The sequence below is a fragment of the Brevibacillus sp. GCM10020057 genome, assembly GCF_042683565.1.
Classification (GTDB): domain Bacteria; phylum Bacillota; class Bacilli; order Brevibacillales; family Brevibacillaceae; genus Brevibacillus.
In genome coordinates, this window is sequence record NZ_JBHUJW010000004.1 from 20,080 (window position 1) to 37,824 (window position 17,745).

Below are 17,745 nucleotides of genomic sequence, written 5' to 3' on the forward strand. Positions count from 1 at the left end.
AACGGGAAGCGTATTACAGTTTTTCGGAAACCAGTTTGGCTTGCGTGAACAGCAGGAGGTAGTCAGGACCGCCCGCTTTGGAGTCTGTACCGGACATGTTGAAGCCGCCGAACGGATGCACGCCCACCAGTGCCCCGGTGCACTTGCGGTTGAAGTACAGGTTGCCGACGTGGAACTCTTCGCGCGCGCGCTCCAGGTTCGCACGGTTGCGGCTGATGACAGAGCCAGTCAAGCCGTACTCGGTGTTGTTTGCGATCTCCAGTGCATGGTCGAAATCGTTGGCTTTGCAGAACGCTACGACTGGGCCAAAGATTTCTTCCTGCATGATGCGCGCATTCGGAGCGACATCTGCAAAGACGGTTGGCATGATGAAGTAGCCGGAATCCGGTCCTTTTTCGCCGCCTGCCACCAGTTTGCCTTCGGTTTTTCCGATCTCGATGTACTCCAAAATTTTGTTGTACGCTTTTTCGTCAACCACTGGGCCAGTGTAGAATTCGTTGCTGCGAATATCGCCTACCGTCAGGTTTTTGGTCAGTTCCACCACGCGGCTCAGCACTTGATCGTAAACGTCCTGGTGTACGATTGCGCGGGAGCAAGCGGAGCATTTTTGACCGGAGAAGCCGAAAGCGGACGTGACGATCGCTTGTGCAGCCAGTTCGATGTCGCAGTCGTTGTCTACGATGATGGAGTCTTTTCCGCCCATTTCTGCTACCAGACGCTTCATCCATTTTTGGCCTGGACGATGCTTCGCTGCCAGTTCGTTGATGCGCAGACCTACGTCGCGGGAGCCTGTGAAGCTGATGAAACGAGTTTGGATGTGCTCAACGAGGTAGTCCCCGATCTCGCTGCCGGAGCCTGGCACGAAGTTGACGACACCTGCAGGTACGCCAGCATCTTCGAGAATTTCCATGAACTTCGCAGCGATGACAGGAGTCGTGGAAGCAGGTTTCAGAACAACGGTGTTACCTGCAACCAGCGCAGCTGTCGTCATGCCGACCATGATCGCGAGCGGGAAGTTCCAAGGCGGGATGACGATCCCTACGCCCAGTGGAACGTAGTACAGTTCGTTGTCTTCATCCGGAATGCGAGTCAGCTCGTGGCGTTGAGACAGCTTATCCATTTGACGAGCGTAATACTCCATGAAGTCGATTGCTTCCGCTGTGTCGGCGTCCGCCTCTGCCCAGCTTTTGCCCGCTTCTTTCACGAGCCATGCAGAGAATTCGTGCTTGCGGCGGCGCAGGATCGCTGCCGCTTTGTACAGGTAACGGGAACGCGCAGTGCCCGGCACTTTTTTCCACGTTTCAAACGTGCTTGCGGCTACCTGAATCGCTTTTTCTGCCAGAGCCTGGTCAGCCTGGGATACGATACCGACGACTTGTTCTTTATTGGAAGGGTTGATGGAGCTGGATTTCTTCTCGGTTTTGATGCGCTCTCCGCCGATGATGAGGTCGTATTCGCGGCCCAGCTCGCTTTCTACTTTTGCGAGTGCTTCTTCAAACGCCTTTTTATTTTCCGGTAAGCTAAAATTGGTAAACGGCTCGTTTTTGAATTCTACTTGCATCGTGACGCCTCCTTATCGATTTCATCCATGTTTCGTTCGCCGTTTTATCTATGCAAGGATCATACCAACAAAAACGACTTTCTTCACACTCCGATAGTGTTTGTCTTTTTCTCGAAAATCAACAGGCAAGAGTCGCTGACACGAATCAACACAACTGTATATCCGTGTACATTTTTGAACAAATGTGTCCGCCCTAAAATGCCAGCGGCCATTACCTCGCGCTTGCATCGGCTCGCTCGTGCACGGCAGCTTTCCATTTCATCCAAAAAGGCTCTCTCACCTGGAAAGTGAAAGAGCCCCTCTGTTCGACCTACTGCCGATAAATATGCATGTACGGTTCGCCATTTGCCGGGCGAATGTAGATCGCCAGCGGCTTGTTCATCGATTGCACGTACAGATTGACGTGGACGTTCTTGTCAAAAAGCTGGTTGATGCTGGCCGCAGCGAACTGCGTAAACTGCAGCACCTCTGTGCGGGAATCGTACTCGGCCGTCGCGGTAATGGTCAGCTCTGTCAGCTTGCCGCCCATAAACCTGCCGACGCCTGTCATCCCGATGTACTCGCCAAAGTACGATTGCGTCTGGCGCATCAGCTTGTCGTACTGCAAGGACTGCTGCGCGTACTTGCTCTCCACGTCGGTGCTCGGGAACAGGAAAAACTCCTCGTCAATCGGCTGCCACTTGGATACGGCTGCCTCGTTGGCATTGACCGTACCAGACATGATGAAGTGTCCGGGGACGAGAGAGGAATTGGCTTCCGGCACCTGATAGAGCAGGATCAGCATCGGCACCGTCGGGTTGCTCGCGCGCACGGACTGGACGATGCGCGCTGCCAGCTGCTGGCCTTTTGCCTGCAATTCCTGCGTCGTATACATTTTGTCCTGGCCCGTCGCATCCTGGTATTCCGGGGAGAGCGACAGCCCCAGCACCATGCCCGCAAGCTGCTGCTTGTCCTTGCTCAAGTAATCGTGCTCCAGCACGTGCACGAGGATGCCTTTTTTCTTCTGCCCGTTGGCCGCTCCCGTCTTCTCCTGGGCGATCCACTCCAACACCTGTTCTTTCTTGATCTGCTGCCCTTCCTGGAACAGATAATCGGTGGTCGGGAACGTGTCGCGGGCGAATTCCATAAGGCCCAGCTCCAGATGACTGAAATCAATGCGGTACTTGGTGTCGCTCAGCATGCCCCGCGTCTGGTTCGGTTTGTAAGGCGGAATACTGCCATAGTAATCTTCGGAAACTTCCACTACCGGAGACAAGGATGGGGTCGCAAGTTCTGGTCCCGGCTCCTGGCTCTTCGGCAGAAGCGAGCAACCCGATGTTGCAATCACGAGAAGCAAGGTCGTAATCAGTCTGCATCCTGTCAATAACTTCGCATTCATACGCTACTCCTTTTCGGCTGAAAAGTGGATAGCCACTTTTTTACAGGTTAATTCCATTTGACCCAGCGGTTGTCGGACAGCTTGTAGATCAGGGCGGACTCCCCTACTCCGACCCATTTCGTGTCTCCTTCACCAGCCGAGATCATAATCAGTTTTTCAGGCGAACGCGCATCCAGCAGCTGCCACTCGCCCTTTACTTTTTCATAGATTCCCTGCTCCGTGGCGACAGCCAAAACGCCCGTGCGCCGGTCGATGGAAAGAGAGTAAATCTGCTGGGCGCCAGGGAGGGTCTCTGTCTTCCATTCCCCGTCATCATTATAGAGCAAGCTGAATTGTGCCGCTACATAGAGACGTTCTTCTTCCGGATCGAAGTCCATCGAAAATACTTCCTGATCCATCGGCTGCCAGAGGCTCCACTTCTGCCCGCCGTCCGTGGATTGGTAGATGCCTTCCCCCGATACGAAGGCAAACAGCCGGATCTGCTCACCTTCGCGAATCCCGGCGAAGCTGCGAATATCTGCAGAAGACGGCAAACCGCTTCCGATGGACGTCCACCGCTTGCCGCCGTCGCGCGAGAAAAGGACCCCCTCGCTGCCGGCAGCGTAAATCTGACGAGGGTCTTCGGGGTCCACGAACCAGCCTGCGATGTCATGATGCTCCAGCTCGGGCGACAGCAGGCTCCACAGCCCGCCGGGGGTCGAGCTGTACAAGCCTGCATGCGTGCCGACCCAGACATGCTCCGCATCCGCCGTCATGGCCAGATTGTGCACCGTTTCTCCTTTTTCCAACACATCCTGATAGGTCAGGTCACCCTTTAGAGCTGCTGCCGTCACGGAGGGCGGAGCCGGCTTGCTCGACTCGCTGTCAGCGCAGCCAGCCAAGAGTACCAGTGCCATCGCTCCAAATCCCCATCGCACGAATCTCTTCATGCTCTTCACGTCCCTTCCCTTGCTCTTCCCGTCTGACGCCTCGCGTTGCTCGAATTAGCCGTTGCCTTCCAGGATTTGCAGGAAGCCTGCCTCGTCCAGCACAGCAACGCCCAGCTTTTCGGCTTTTTCCAGCTTGGAGCCTGCCTTCTCGCCCGCGATGACCAGATCGGTCTTTTTGCTTACGCTGCCCGTCACTTTGCCGCCCAAACGAGCGATTGCTTCTTCTGCTTCCTGCCGCGACATACGCGCCAGCGTACCCGTGAGCACAATCGTCTTGCCCGCGAACGGCAAATCTTCGCCGCCCTCGATCCGCAGACCCTTGTACTCCATGTTGACGCCTGCCGCTTTCAACCGTTCGATGACTGCCTTTGCCTGCGGCTGCGCGAAGTAATTGACGAGGCTCGCCGCCATCTTCGGACCGATCTCGTCGATTCGGGTGAAATCTTCTTCACTCGCCTGCATGATCGCATCCATCGTGCCGAAGTGCTCCGCGATTACCTTCGCCGCCTTCGCTCCCACCAGGCGAATCCCCAGACCGAACAGGACGCGCTCCAGCGAGTTTTGCTTGCTCGCCTCGATCGCCGCGAGCAGATTGTCGACGGACTTCTCTCCCATCCGCTCCATGCCGAGCAGAACATCGCGCTGCTCGTGCAAGTAGTAGAGATCCGCGACGCTGTGGATGATCCCCTCGTTGAACAGCTGGGCCACTACTTTTTCGCCGAGGCCATCGATGTTCATGGCGGTTCGGGAAACGAAGTGGATCATCCCTTCGCGAATGAGCGCCGGACACATCGGATTGATGCAGCGCAAGGCCACCTCGTCCTCCAGCCGCACCAGCTCGCTGCCGCACTCCGGACAATGGGTCGGCATGGCAAACGGCTTCTCGTCGCCGGTCCGCCGCTCCGGCAGCACCGCGATAATTTCCGGAATGATGTCCCCGGCCTTTTTCACGACGACGTGGTCGCCGATGAGCAGCCCTTTTTCCCGAATGATGTCCTCATTGTGCAAAGTAGCGCGTTTGACAGTCGTACCCGCGAGGCTCACCGGCCTGAGCAAAGCCGTCGGCGTGACCGCTCCTGTCCGTCCTACCGACACTTCGATGCCCTCCAGCACCGTGATCGCCTCTTCCGCCGGAAACTTGTAGGCGATTGCCCAGCGCGGACTTTTCGCCGTAAAGCCAAGCTCCTGCTGCTGCGCGTAGCTGTCTACCTTGACGACCATGCCGTCGATCTCGTACGGCAGGCTCGGGCGCTTCTCCGTCCAGCCTGCGATGAAGGCGATCAGATCGTCGATGTTGTCGAACACCCGGCGCTCCGGATTGACCGTAAAGCCCAGTGTTTCCAGCAGTGCCAGCCCTTCGCTGTGGGATTCGACCGTCTCCCCCTGCAGCTCGCCGATTCCGTAAATAAACGTGTCCAGCTGGCGGGAAGCCGCGATCTTCGGGTCGAGCTGCCGGAGCGAGCCCGCCGCCGAGTTGCGCGGATTGGCGAAAAGCGGCTCGCCCCGCTCTGCGCGCTCCTTGTTGAGCCGTTCAAACGCCGCCTTCGACATGTACGCCTCGCCGCGCACTTCCAGAGTCAGCGGTCTGGTCAGCCGCAGCGGAATGGAGCGAATCGTCCGCAGATTTTGCGTAATGTCCTCGCCAATCGTCCCGTCGCCGCGCGTGGCCCCGCGCACGAATACGCCGTTTTCGTAATGCAGCGAGACAGCCAGCCCGTCAATTTTCAATTCGCCCACGTAGCGCACCTGCTGATTGCCTACGATCTGGCGGACGCGCCGGTCAAAATCGCGCAGATCCTCCTCGTTGAAGGCATTGCCCAGGCTTAGCATCGGCGTCTTATGTACCACCTTTTCAAAGAAAGGCAGCGGCTCCCCGCCTACGCGCCGGGTCGGGGAATCCGGTGCGGCCAGTTCCGGAAAGCGCCTTTCCAGCTCGAGCAATTCCCGCACCAATTGATCGTATTCCTGATCCGTAATTTCAGGGCGATCTTCTTCGTAGTAAAGACGATTGTGGCGCTCAATTTGTTTCGTCAATTCCGCCATTTTTGTTTCCGCCGTCAGTCGATCCATTTCGTCCATCGTTTACCCTCCGATTCTGTTGCTTATCCCCGTTCAATCGGTGCAAATTTCGCGAGCAGCTTCTTGATTCCGGTCGGGCTCGGGAAAGCGATGTCCAGTTCCATGTCGTCGCCGGTCCCTTTCACTTTGACGACCGTCCCGTTGCCCCACTTGCCGTGCTTGACGCGGTCGCCCACTTTCCAATCTACGCCCGCTGCCGCGCCGTGTCCCGGCAGCTTGCCTCCAGCCTGTGCTGCTGGACGGGAAAACGGCGAACCTGCTGCCGCCGCCGTGCGCTGGGCCATGCCCATCCGTGGAGCCGCTCCCGCCTGATTGCCGCCTGCAAAGGAACGTCCCGCATCGCGCTGGGCGAATCCGCCGCTGCTGAATCCGCCGCCTCCGTAGTCCCTGTCGGCCACAGTGCTTCCTTCGAGCAGCTCTGCCGGTATTTCCTGCAGGAAGCGGGAAGGCGCGTTGACATTCGTCCGCCCGAACAGCGTCCGCATCCGCGCGCAGGTCAGAAACAGCCGTTCTTCGGCCCGGGTGATCCCGACGTAGGCGAGGCGGCGCTCCTCCTCCATCTCCGACTCGTCAAAAAGCGCACGGCTGTGCGGAAAGACGCCTTCCTCCATGCCGACGAGATAGACGACCGGAAACTCCAGACCTTTCGCGCTGTGCAAGGTCATCAGGACGACCTGACCTTCCGCGGAAGTATCCTCCTGCGCCCCGTCCTCCCCGAGCGAATCGATGTCCGCTACCAGCGCCAGATCGGTCAAAAACGCGAGCAGGCTCTTGTCCTCGTTTTTCCGCTCGAACTCCTGGGTGACGGACAGAAATTCCTCGATGTTCTCCAGCCGCGCCTGCGCTTCCAGCGTTTTGTCTTCCTTCAGCGACTCGCGGTAGCCGGAGCGCTTGAGCACTTCCTCTACCAGCTCGGTGACGCTCAGGTAGTCGGTCATCTGCATCAGGCTCGTAATGAGGTCGTTGAAAGACAGGATGGCATTGGTCGTGCGGGCAGGCAGGCCCATGTACCCGGCTTCCTGGATGGCCTGATAGAGCGACTGTCCGTTGGCATTGGCGTACGCCTGCAGCTTCTCGACAGTCGTGTCACCGATGTTACGCTTCGGTACATTGATGATGCGCGTGAGGCTGATGTCGTCGTCCGGGTTGGAGATCAGGCGCAAATAAGCGAGAATGTCCCTGATCTCTTTCCTGTCGTAGAACTTGGTGCCGCCCACGATTGTGTACGGAATGTTCGACTTGATGAACACTTCCTCCACCACGCGGGACTGGGCGTTCGTCCGGTACAGGACGGCGAATTTGTCGTAACGCCTGTACTGGGGCATCTGTCTGCGGATCGAGTCGACGATGAAGTACGCTTCATCGTGCTCCGAATCGCCCTGGAAGCAGGTGATCTTCTCTCCGCCCGGGTTCTCCGTCCACAGCTTCTTTTCCTTGCGCAGCTTGTTGTTGGCAATGACCTGGTTGGCTGCCTGCAGGATCGTTTTGGTGGAACGGTAGTTTTGCTCCAGTTTGATCATTTTCGCTTCGGGATAGTCTTTTTCAAAGTTCAGGATGATGGAAATATCTGCACCCCGCCACTTGTAAATGCTCTGATCGGCGTCCCCCACGCAGCAGACGTTGCGATACTTCTCTGCCAGCATGGAGATGAGCAAATACTGGGCACGGTTCGTATCCTGATACTCGTCTACGTGGATGTAGCGGAATTTTTTCTGGTAAAACTCCAACACTTCCGGCACTTCTTTGAACAGGCGAACCGTTGTCATGATCAGGTCGTCGAAGTCCAGCGACTGGTTGCTTTTCAGCTTTTTCTGGTACGCCTCGTACACCTTCGCCGCCACCTGCGAAAACGGGTCTCCCGCCAGCCGGGCAAATGTCGCCGGATCTGTCAGCTCGTTTTTCGCCGAACTGATCGCCGCCAAAATGGAGCGCGGATCGTACTGCTTCGGATCGATGTTCAGTTCCTTTTGGCATTGCTTCACGACAGACAGCTGATCTCCCGCATCGAGAATGGAAAAGCTGCGGCTGATCCCCAGCCGGTCAATATCCCGCCGCAATATGCGCACGCACAAGGAGTGGAAGGTCGACAGCCAGGCATCCTGCGCTGCCGTTCCCCCGATGATGCCTGCCACGCGGTTTTGCATTTCCCGAGCGGCTTTATTCGTAAATGTAATCGCCAAAATGTTCCATGGCGCTACCTGTTTGACACTGATGAGATACGCGATGCGCTGGGTGAGCACCTTGGTCTTGCCACTGCCCGCCCCGGCCAGAATCAATACGGGCCCCTCTGTGGTCAAGACAGCTTCCCGCTGCTCCGGGTTCAAACCCGCAATAATTCGATCGACAGAAGACATAGGTAAAAGTCCACCTTTCCACGTTCCTAGACGAAAGCATATGTTCCTATTTTCGCACAGATTGGGCTCGAGTGCCAGTTAGGATCAGAAACAGGAAACATCATCCTTCCGAGTTTTTGTCCGTCCGCATCAGATGGACTTGCCTGCAGCAGAGGCTCCTGCAATCATCGCGCTGTCTTCCTGCACGGGCTGCCTGCCAACGCGAAAATGCCCCCGACTCCGCCAGAGCGGACAGATCAGGGGCTGGTAACGTTATTTTTTCGCCAAATATTTGCGGATGTCAAAAGCGACGGCCGCCACGATGATCAGACCTTTGATAATCAGCTGCCAGTACGGATTGACGCCGATGAACGTCAGACCGTAGTTGATGACCCCAAAGATGAGGACACCTGCCAGGACGCCGGGAACGGTACCGATCCCGCCCGAGGTGGACACGCCGCCCACCACGCACGCCGCGATGGCGTCCAGCTCGTACATGTTACCGTAGTTGTTGGTCGCGCCGCCCGTGCGCGCCGCCTCCAGCACACCGCCCAGACCGTAGAGGCCGCCAGCGATGGCGTAGATGATGATCAGATTCAACCCTACGTTGATGCCCGACACCGTCGCCGCCTGAATGTTGCCGCCGATGGCGTACATGTTTTTGCCGAGCCGCGTCTTGTTGAAGACGACCCAGACGAGCAAGGCGACGACGATCGCGATGATGACGATGTACGGAATCGAATACGGGCCGCTCGGGCCGACAAAGCCGGTGCCCAGATGCCCGAAGTCCTGGCGCAGCCCGCCGATCGGCTGGGACTGGTTCGGCTCCATGTCAAAGTAGATGGAGTTCACCCCGTAGACGATAACCATCGTACCCAACGTGGCGATGAACGGGGGAACGCTGAAGCGAGAGACGATGATTCCGTTGATGAGCCCGACGACCAGACCAGCCGCGATGGCAATCAGAATCGGCACGAGCAGCGGCAGATCCGGCAGATCCGGGAAGAAGCGGCGCGGGTAATTCTGGTCCTGCAGCAGGGAGGCCGAGATGACGGCCGTCAACCCGACGACGCGCCCCGCAGACAGGTCTGTTCCTCCTGTAATCAGAACAAATGCCGCTCCCAAAGCGATGATTGCCCGCGTCGACGACTGCAGCAAAATATCCCGCAGCGTCGTAATCGAGAGAAAATGGGTGTCGTAGATGGCAATTCCCGCGATGAGTACGACCAGAACGATGTAGATGGCATTCTGTGTCACAAAGCTCTGTATTTTCTTTTGTGTTGTAGCATTCATATGAGTCCTCCCTCTGTGGTCATCCCAAATGCATGGTAGCCAGTCTCATGATTTCTTCTTCGGTCGCTTCCGCTCCATCGACAACCCCCGAGAGCTGTCCGTTGCTCATGACCATGATGCGATCAGACATCCCGAGCAGCTCCGGCATCTCGGAAGAAATCATGATAATGCTTTTGCCTTGTTTGGCGAGGTCTGCAATGATGGTATAAATCTCGTACTTGGCCCCGACGTCTACGCCGCGGGTCGGTTCGTCAAGCAGCAAAATATCCGGCTCGGTCAAAAGCCATCTGGCGAGCAGCACTTTTTGCTGGTTGCCGCCGGACAGGTTTTTGATCAGCGCCTTCATCGACGGCGTCTTTACCCGGAGCTTCTCGATGCTCTGGCTGACGTCCTCCCGCCGTTTGCGTTCGTCGAGCAGAAAATAGCGGGTCTCGTACTTGGCCTGGTTGGCAATGACAGTGTTTTCCAGAACGGACAACACGGGGATGATACCGGTCACCCGGCGCTCCTCTGTCAGCAAGGCCATTTTGTGATTTTTGGCCTCCCTTGGCGAACGGATTCGCACTTCCTTGCCGTGCAAGTACACTTTTCCCGCGCTGATCGAGCGCAGTCCGAACAACGCCTCGATCAACTCTGTCCGCTGTGCCCCGACCAGCCCGCCGACGCCGAGAATTTCCCCTTTGCGCAGTTCAAAGGAGACGTCGCGGAACGAATTGGCGAATGCCGACGTCAGACCCTCGACCTTTAGCAATACATCACCGGGCGTATTGCTCCGTTGCGGGTACCGCTGCGTCAGATCGCGTCCGACCATTCTCGAGATGATCAGATCGGTCGTCAGCTCGGCCGCACGCCAGGTGCCGATCAGCTTGCCGTCGCGCATGATGGTCACGTCATCGGAAATTCGCAATATTTCTTCCATTTTGTGCGAAATGTAGATGATAGCGACGCCCCTGCTCTTCAGTTCGTGGATGATGGTGAACAACTGCTCCACTTCGTTGCCGGTCAGCGAGGAAGTAGGTTCGTCCATCACAATGACCTTGGATTGATACGAGACAGCCTTGGCGATCTCGATCGACTGCACCTTGGATACCGAGAGATTGCGCACGATTTCATGCGGATCAAGGTCCATCCCCAGATCGGCAAACAGCTTTTTCGTATCGCTTGCCATTTTCTTTTCATCCACAAACGGAAAAGGACCAATCTTTTTGACGGGAAACCGGCCGAGCCAGATGTTTTCCATCACATTGCGAAACGGAACGGGATGCAGCTCCTGATGGATCATGGAGATGCCGTGCAGCAGCGCTTCCTTGGAGTTGTTCAGCGTCACGCGCTCGCCGTTGAGCTTGATTTCGCCGCCGTCCGGCTTGTAGATGCCAAACAGGCATTTCATCAAGGTAGACTTGCCTGCCCCGTTTTCTCCCATCAAGGCGTGCACCGTTCCTGGCCGCACTTTTAACGTGACGTTGTCGAGTGCCTTCACGCCGGGAAATTCTTTGGATATATTGTTCATCTCTAGCAAATAAGCGCTTTGAACCATGCCGATGCCTCCTCGCTTACGAAAAGTCGAACCCTCAAAGCCTCCTCACTCCGGCAGGATGCGGGTGCGGCCCTGTAAGCAGGAAAAAGCAAGAGAGACAGATCGATTCCTTTCATCAACCGACTCTCTCGCTTTTTCTCGTTCCCTGCTGCCAGCTGAAAGCTCTATTTCGCGTCGTTTATGTTTTCTTTGGTGATTTTTTTGTACGGCACCCAAACGTACTTGCCGTCAGTAATATCGAAACCTGTCGTTTCCTTGCTCGGCGTTTCGCCTTTTGCCAAGGCTACCGCAATGTTCAGCGTCGCCTTGCCCTGGTTGTTCGCATCGTTGAGCACGGTTCCGAGCAGCGTGCCTGCCTCCAGCTCCTTGAGTGCCGGAGCCGTAGCATCTACGCCGACGACTGGCATGTACTTGCCGTTTGTGAAATATCCGGCTGCCTTCAGCGCTTCGATCGCGCCCAGCGCCATGTCGTCATTGTTGGCCAGCACAGCTTCGATCTTGTCACCTGCTGCCGCGAGGAACGCCGCCATTTTTTCCTGCCCTTTCACGCGGTCCCACATCGCCGTATCTTCCGCCACTTTCTCCACCTTGATGCCTGCGTCCTCGATCGCCTTGACGGAGTACTTCGTCCGCAGCTCCGCATCCTGGTGTCCGGGCTCGCCTTTCAGCATGACGTACTGCAATACGCCGTCCTTGTTTTTGTCCGCTTCCGGATGAGACTTCCAGTAGTCAACCAGCAGCTGGCCAGAGATCGTGCCGGACTCTTCCGCCTTCGCTCCCACGTAGTACACCTTGTCCCATTTCTGCATATCCTCAGGCATCGGCTCGCGGTTGAAGAAGACGACCGGAATGTTCGCCTGCTTCGCCTTGTCGATGATCACCCCTGCTGCCGTCCGGTCTACCGGGTTGATGGCGAGAGCGCTTACTTTTTTGTTGATAAACAGATCGACCTTGTCGTTTTGCGTAGGCTGGGCATTCTGGCTGTCGACGATATCCACCTCGGCCTTGCCCTCCGCCGCTTTGGAAATGGCATTGCGCACACCTGTCATAAAGGTGTCGTCAAACTTGTAGATGGCAACACCGATTTTTGGATTGCCTTCGGAAGGTGCCGGAGCCTGGGCAGCCGGTGCAGCTGAATTTCCTTCTCCCCCGGATGCAGGCTGCGAACCGCCTGACGATTGGGAACAACCAACTACCGAGAGTGTCACCGCCGCGACCAGCGTACTAGCAACTAGCTTTCTCATGAAAACTTCCCCCTTCATCCCCTATGTGTTCAATATATATACAGAATGTAAACGGTTTCTACCCTGGATACCATCGAAAATCCTGCACTTTTTCATGAAAATTCTCATCAGTTTTTCCTGGTTATTTGACGAAAGGAAACAGAAGCTTCTGGTTTTCCGACCAGAACATGTTCCCCCGGTCGATGACTTTCGTGCCCGTATCCACCCGGCTCGGCACCGGACGCCCTTCGCTTGCGTCCAGCGCGTATTTGACACCCAGGTAGCCCATGGAAAACGGCTTCTGGATGATCGTCGCGGAAATGACCCCTTCCTGCAAATATTCCAGCACCTCTGGCGGGTTGTCGATCGCCACGATCTTGACCTTTTCCTGCAAGCCCATCTTCTCGATCTCTTCCGCCACGTCGATCGCCGTGCTCGCATCCAGTGCAATGATGCCCTTGATCTCGGGATTGTGCTGGAACAAGTCGCGGGTCAGCTCGCCGACCAGCTTTTTGTCCAGCTTGGCGTAGCTGACCGACACCAGCTCCACGTACTTTTCGCCTGCGATCGCATCGCGCACGCCCCTTTCCCGGCTCAGGGCATTCGCGCTGCTCCTGCCTGTGCCCATCAAGGCGATCTGTCCGCTTTTTCCGATCAGCTGGACCATCTTTTCGCACGCCTTTTTGCCCATATCGTAATTGTCGGTGCCGATGTTGCTCTTCACGGCCGCCTGCTGCCCCTCTGTGTCGAGCGTAATAATCGGGACGTGCGGATTGGTCAGCGCCATTGCCTCCTGCAACACCCTGTCTGCACTAGGCGCCACCACCAGGGCGTCGTAACCGTCGAGCGCCGCCTGCCGGACCAGCTCTATCTGACTCTGCGTGTCTTCCTCGTAATCCGGCGCGTAAAAGTTGAGGTTGAGATCGTACTCTTTGGCCGCCATCTCCGCCCCCAGCTTCACGGTCCGCCAGTAGTCGCCATGCTTCATGCGCACGATCAGCGCCACGGTCTTTTTCCGGTCCGGATGCTCCTCGTCCAGCCGGGAATCGCAGGAGGTAAAGGCAACGACTGTCGCCGCCAGCAACAGCAGGTATATGATATAACGTTTGATTGTCCCCATATGGTCAGCCCTCTTGTCCGTCATCGCACAGGTACGGCAGCCATACATTGACTGTCGTCCCGACCTCCAGCTCGCTCTCGATCTCGAGTCCGTACTCATCGCCGAAGGTCAAGCGGATGCGCTCGTTTACGTTTTGAATGCCTACCCCTGAACCACCCTCGCTTTTATACCCGCCCGCCAGCACCTGCTCGCGCACATGCGGCGGCATCCCAAGGCCGTTGTCCTGGACCGCAAAGAGCAGCTTGCCTTCGCACAGGGAGGCGGATATGCGGATGTGCCCCGGGTCCGCCATTTGCTCGATGCCGTGGTAGATCGCGTTTTCCACGATCGGCTGCAGGAGCAGCTTCAACGTTTTGCAGGCGAGCACATCCTCCCGGGCTTCGATCTCGTACTCGAACTTTTGCTTATAACGCATTTTTTGAATGATCAGATAGTTCCTGACGTGCTCGATCTCCTCCTGCACGGTGATAATGCTCTTGCCACGGCTCAGGCTGATGCGGAACAGCTTGGACAGGGAGGTAATCGTCGTGATGACGTCTTCGTTTTTCCCGATGCCGACCATGCGCACGACGGAGTTTAGCGTATTGTACAAAAAATGCGGGTGAATCTGCGCCTGCAGCACCTCCAGCTCGCTTTTGCGCTTGGCCTCCTGCTCCTGGATGATCTGGTTCATCAGCTCCCGGACCTTGGCCATCATCAGGTGAAAACGCGCAGACAGCTGCTCGACCTCATGGCACCCGCGGATCGGCTCGTTGACGGTGAAGTCGCCTTGCTCTACCCGTTCCATCGACCGCTCGAGCATCTTGATCGGCCGCGAGATTTTCGCAGAAATGTAGGAGAGCAAAAACAGCACGATGACGAACACAAAGCACAGCAGCCAGATCAAAAAGCGGCTGATCTCGCTTTTCGTCGTCGCGATCTCGTCCATGTAGGAGACGCCGATGATTTTCCAGCCCAGCTGATCGACGGTCCTGATCGTAATCAGGCGCTTCTCTCCCCCGGACTCGTCCACGTAGCTGCCGTAGGCATAGCGCAGCGGCAGCGAGCGATTTTCGTTCTTCAAGCCTACGAAAATAAGCTGCTGCTGCGGATGGTACACGATGTTGCCGACCAGGTCGATGATGTAGACGTACCCCTTTTTGCCCAGCCCGACCCGCTGGCACAGGTCGTCGATCTCCTTGAAGTTCACGTCGACCAAAAGCACGGCGGGGATGTCTCCCCTGTCTCCCTTGATCGTGATGCCCCTGCTCATGGAGACGACCCAGGTGTACTCGCCCTTGAACAGGTTTTGGATGTGCGGCAAGGAAAAGGACAGGTTGTTCGGATCGTCGACGGCCGACTGAAACCAGCTCTGCTCCGTCAGCTCGCTGTTTTTGCGCATCGGCTTGGCGGGCGTCCCAAGCAGCAGCTCGCCTTTGCGGCTGAACACGGCGATCGAGACGATGTCCTTGCGCGTCTCCACGATGGCTTCCAACTGCTCGGCCAGCTTCTCCGAGGCTATGCCCTGGCTGCGCCTGATCTTGTCGTCCACCAGCTCGAAAATTTGCGTTGTTCCGTTCAAATAGCTGTCCAGATTGTATTTGACCTGCTCGAGAATTTGCTGCGTATTCAGGTAGGCGTTTTGCTCCGCCGTCTCTGTAAATTTGCTGTACAGCATCACGCCGACAAACAGCACCACGAGCACCGTGACGAGAGTGAAAGATGTCGTGATGATAAACTGGATACTCTTGGCCTTGATCGCATCGATTACGCCGGATAGAAGCCTTTTCATCGCGCTTCCTCATTTCCGCTCTTTCCGTTGCTGCTGCGGTATTCTTTGGCCGACAGCCCGACGTGCTTGCGGAAGCAGAAGCTGAAGTAATTGGCGTCCGAATAGCCAACCCGCTCGGCGATCTCGAAGGTCTTCAGATCGGTCGTGAGCAGCAGCTCCTTTGCCTTTTCCATGCGCAGCTGCAAAAGATAGGTCACGAAGGTCATCTTGGTCTCCCGCTTGAAAATGCTGCTGAAATAGCCGGGGCTGATATGCAGCTCGGCGCACACCTTGTGGATGGAAATATCCGGTGACTGGTAATGCTGGTGCGTGTAGGCGAGCGCCTGGTCGACGAGCCGCTTGTACGTACTGTTGCGCCCGCTGGCGATGCTGTTCATGATTTTCCGGCATATGTCGATGATCCGGCTTTTCGCCTCCTGCACGCTCGTAAACGTCGTGATTTCCGCAAGCAGATGCGTCTGTCCGCCAATCAGCCGGTCCATATCCAGTTCGGCGCGCTGGGCGGTTTTCAGAATCGTCGTCATGATCTCGAGCAAATAAATGCGGTAGTCGTGAATCGAGACCTTCCCTTCGATGACGTCGGCAAACAGTTCGTCGACCACCTCGTGCAGCTCGGTCACCGTCCCCATTTTGATGCAGCGGACCAGATCGTGCTCCTTGCGTTCATCGAAGCGCACGCTGGCTCGCGGCTGCGATTCGACGTCATCGATAAAAATGAGCCGGTTGTTGCCGAGAATTCCGCGGTAATCGAGCGCAAGGCCGGCGTCCTCGTACGAATAGGACAGCTGCGTCACATCGGGGACGACCGTTCCGACCCCGACCGTCACGGTCACGCTCAAATATTTTTCGACCGTGCGCCGGATTTCCTCTGCCAGCCCTTGCATGATGTGCTCCAGCCGGGCTTGTTCGCCCGCTTCCTTGCGCAGAAGCAGCACGACCAGATCGTTGTGCAAAAAGACGAGCCCCGCATACGCTCCGAGCTGGAGCTGCTCTTCGGCGATGTTTTTCACGGCGAACAGGAGAATCTCCGCCTGCTCTTTCTTCTTCAGGTCGAGCGAGATGACCGCCACGAGAAATTCGCTGCCCTCCAGCGCCACCCCGTATTCCGCCGCCTTTGCCCAAATGGCCTCGCGCGTCAGCTGGCGAGTTAGCAGCGAGGACAAAAACACTTCCCGCAATACCGGCAAGCTGTTTCGGTAGCGCTCCCGCAGCAACTGGTTGTTCTCCCGGTGGGCCGCTTCCTCGTCCATCCGCTTCTTCACTTTGACCAGCGCGTCGATCAGCTCGACGGCGGAAAACGGCTTGAGCACGTATTCGTCAATGTAGAGCTTGACTGCCTTCTGGGCGTATTCAAACTCGTCAAAACCTGTGAGAATGATAATGCGGGTCGCGGGAAACTGACTGCGCACAGCTTCCGCCAGCTGCAAGCCGTCCATAAACGGCATCCGGATATCGGTCACAACCACATCCGGCCGCAAACGCTCCACGAGATCGAGCGCCTCTTTGCCGTTCTCGGCCTTTGCCAGCACTTCAAATCCGTAGGCGTGCCAGTCAATCTCCTGACTGACCCCTTCTCTTACATCTTCTTCGTCGTCTACCAAAATCAATTTGTACATAGGCACCCCCCGCTGATGTACATGTACAACGAGGGCGGCAAGAACTCCTGCTTGCCGGGTCATGTCACGGCCGAGCGCGGCCCTGGGCGACTGCCCCGGAGCTGGCCGTCCGGCTCTGGATGCCGGGTGAAAGGAAAAGGAGACCGCCCCAAACGGTCTCCTTTTTGCCTGCTTGTTACAATTTTTCCGTATGCCGTGCGATGCCGTTACCCTTTCACAGCCTTTACAGTAGCCAAAGCTGCCTGCAAATCATCGTAGATCACGTTGCCCACGACGACCGTGTCGGCGATGGCGGCCATTTCAGCAGCCTGCTGTGGGGTGCGGATGCCGCCGCCGTAAAAGAGATGCGCCTCGTCTGCGCCGACTCGGCAGGCGCGGACGATGTCCGGATCGCCGTATGTACCGCTGTACTCCACGTACACAATCGGAAGGCGGCAAATTTTCGTCGCCACCTGAGCGTACGCTTTGGCCTCTGCGGCGCTCTCGACGGGACGCGCCTCGGTCAACCGGGCGACCCCCGCTTCGGGGTTGGCGATCAGGTAGCCTTCCGTAAGAATGTCGTCCCAATGGATGTACGAGCCGTACGCCTTCAGTCCCGATACGTGGGGGGTAAAAATCCACTCGGGATTGCCCGCATTGAGGACGAGCGGGATCAAATACGAATCAAAGCCCGGCACCACAGCATCGAGCGAGGAAATTTCCAGGACGGCCGGAACGGCATAGCGGCGAATGCGGGACATCAGCTCCAGTGTGTTGTCAAACGTGACACCGTATGTGCCCCCGACGATGATGGCGTCTGTGCCCGACTCGCAAATTGCCTCCAGCGACTGGTCGTCAATCGATTTCTCCGGGTCCAGCTTAAACGTATGGCGCCAGTTGCGATAGTCAATCAACGCTGCCTGCCT

The 17,745-nt window shown here is 56.9% G+C and carries 12 protein-coding genes; all 12 read right to left on the minus strand.

The genetic code is table 11. The features are described 5' to 3' along the window. Nucleotides 1-13: 13 nt before the first annotated feature. Nucleotides 14-1,561, minus strand: coding sequence for an L-glutamate gamma-semialdehyde dehydrogenase (gene pruA / locus ACFSO0_RS00705; RefSeq protein ID WP_376874859.1), 1,548 nt, complete (start codon nucleotides 1,559-1,561; stop codon nucleotides 14-16). A gap of 310 nt (nucleotides 1,562-1,871) precedes the next feature. Next, complete coding sequence (locus ACFSO0_RS00710) at nucleotides 1,872-2,939, minus strand: CamS family sex pheromone protein (protein ID WP_376874862.1); 1,068 nt, start codon at nucleotides 2,937-2,939, stop codon at nucleotides 1,872-1,874. 47 nt (nucleotides 2,940-2,986) lie between these two features. After that, nucleotides 2,987-3,835, minus strand: a complete 849-nt coding sequence (locus ACFSO0_RS00715; protein WP_376874865.1) for a WD40/YVTN/BNR-like repeat-containing protein — start codon at nucleotides 3,833-3,835, stop codon at nucleotides 2,987-2,989. An 87-nt stretch (nucleotides 3,836-3,922) separates the two neighbouring features. Further along, on the minus strand, nucleotides 3,923-5,938 hold the full coding sequence (ligA, locus tag ACFSO0_RS00720; protein WP_376875118.1) for an NAD-dependent DNA ligase LigA: 2,016 nt from the start codon (nucleotides 5,936-5,938) through the stop codon (nucleotides 3,923-3,925). 32 nt (nucleotides 5,939-5,970) lie between these two features. Next, nucleotides 5,971-8,301 carry a DNA helicase PcrA gene (gene pcrA / locus ACFSO0_RS00725; protein WP_376874868.1) on the minus strand — a complete coding sequence of 777 codons (2,331 nt, stop codon included), beginning with the start codon at nucleotides 8,299-8,301 and terminating at the stop codon, nucleotides 5,971-5,973. Nucleotides 8,302-8,553: 252 nt separating this feature from the next. After that, the gene (gene mglC, locus ACFSO0_RS00730) at nucleotides 8,554-9,573 is read right to left on the minus strand and encodes a galactose/methyl galactoside ABC transporter permease MglC (protein WP_376874871.1); all 1,020 of its coding nucleotides are present in this window, start codon (nucleotides 9,571-9,573) and stop codon (nucleotides 8,554-8,556) included. Nucleotides 9,574-9,592: 19 nt separating this feature from the next. Further along, entirely contained in the window at nucleotides 9,593-11,110 is a 1,518-nt protein-coding gene (locus ACFSO0_RS00735) for a sugar ABC transporter ATP-binding protein (RefSeq protein ID WP_376874874.1), read from the minus strand. Nucleotides 11,111-11,274: 164 nt separating this feature from the next. After that, nucleotides 11,275-12,354 carry a galactose ABC transporter substrate-binding protein gene (locus ACFSO0_RS00740; protein ID WP_376874877.1) on the minus strand — a complete coding sequence of 360 codons (1,080 nt, stop codon included), beginning with the start codon at nucleotides 12,352-12,354 and terminating at the stop codon, nucleotides 11,275-11,277. A gap of 121 nt (nucleotides 12,355-12,475) precedes the next feature. Continuing rightward, a complete protein-coding gene (locus ACFSO0_RS00745) occupies nucleotides 12,476-13,453 on the minus strand; it encodes a substrate-binding domain-containing protein (RefSeq protein ID WP_376874880.1) in 978 nt (325 codons plus the stop codon). A gap of 4 nt (nucleotides 13,454-13,457) precedes the next feature. Then, on the minus strand, nucleotides 13,458-15,224 hold the full coding sequence (locus tag ACFSO0_RS00750) for a sensor histidine kinase (RefSeq protein ID WP_376874883.1): 1,767 nt from the start codon (nucleotides 15,222-15,224) through the stop codon (nucleotides 13,458-13,460). Continuing rightward, complete coding sequence (locus ACFSO0_RS00755) at nucleotides 15,221-16,840, minus strand: response regulator (RefSeq protein WP_376874886.1); 1,620 nt, start codon at nucleotides 16,838-16,840, stop codon at nucleotides 15,221-15,223. The genes ACFSO0_RS00750 and ACFSO0_RS00755 overlap by 4 nt, the downstream gene beginning before the upstream one ends. A gap of 206 nt (nucleotides 16,841-17,046) precedes the next feature. After that, a complete protein-coding gene (gene pcrB / locus ACFSO0_RS00760) occupies nucleotides 17,047-17,733 on the minus strand; it encodes a heptaprenylglyceryl phosphate synthase (RefSeq protein ID WP_376874889.1) in 687 nt (228 codons plus the stop codon). Nucleotides 17,734-17,745: the final 12 nt, after the last annotated feature.

Excerpts from the sequence above, each read along its gene's own strand:
- pruA (WP_376874859.1), bottom strand. The coding sequence starts at position 1,561 with ATGCAAGTAGAATTCAAAAACGAGCCGTTTACCAATTTTAGCTTACCG.
- ACFSO0_RS00710 (WP_376874862.1), bottom strand. The coding sequence starts at position 2,939 with ATGAATGCGAAGTTATTGACAGGATGCAGACTGATTACGACCTTGCTT.
- ACFSO0_RS00715 (WP_376874865.1), bottom strand. The coding sequence starts at position 3,835 with ATGGCACTGGTACTCTTGGCTGGCTGCGCTGACAGCGAGTCGAGCAAG.
- ligA (WP_376875118.1), bottom strand. The coding sequence starts at position 5,938 with ATGGATCGACTGACGGCGGAAACAAAAATGGCGGAATTGACGAAACAA.
- pcrA (WP_376874868.1), bottom strand. The coding sequence starts at position 8,301 with ATGTCTTCTGTCGATCGAATTATTGCGGGTTTGAACCCGGAGCAGCGG.
- mglC (WP_376874871.1), bottom strand. The coding sequence starts at position 9,573 with ATGAATGCTACAACACAAAAGAAAATACAGAGCTTTGTGACACAGAAT.
- ACFSO0_RS00735 (WP_376874874.1), bottom strand. The coding sequence starts at position 11,110 with ATGGTTCAAAGCGCTTATTTGCTAGAGATGAACAATATATCCAAAGAA.
- ACFSO0_RS00740 (WP_376874877.1), bottom strand. The coding sequence starts at position 12,354 with ATGAGAAAGCTAGTTGCTAGTACGCTGGTCGCGGCGGTGACACTCTCG.
- ACFSO0_RS00745 (WP_376874880.1), bottom strand. The coding sequence starts at position 13,453 with ATGGGGACAATCAAACGTTATATCATATACCTGCTGTTGCTGGCGGCG.
- ACFSO0_RS00750 (WP_376874883.1), bottom strand. The coding sequence starts at position 15,224 with ATGAAAAGGCTTCTATCCGGCGTAATCGATGCGATCAAGGCCAAGAGT.
- ACFSO0_RS00755 (WP_376874886.1), bottom strand. The coding sequence starts at position 16,840 with ATGTACAAATTGATTTTGGTAGACGACGAAGAAGATGTAAGAGAAGGG.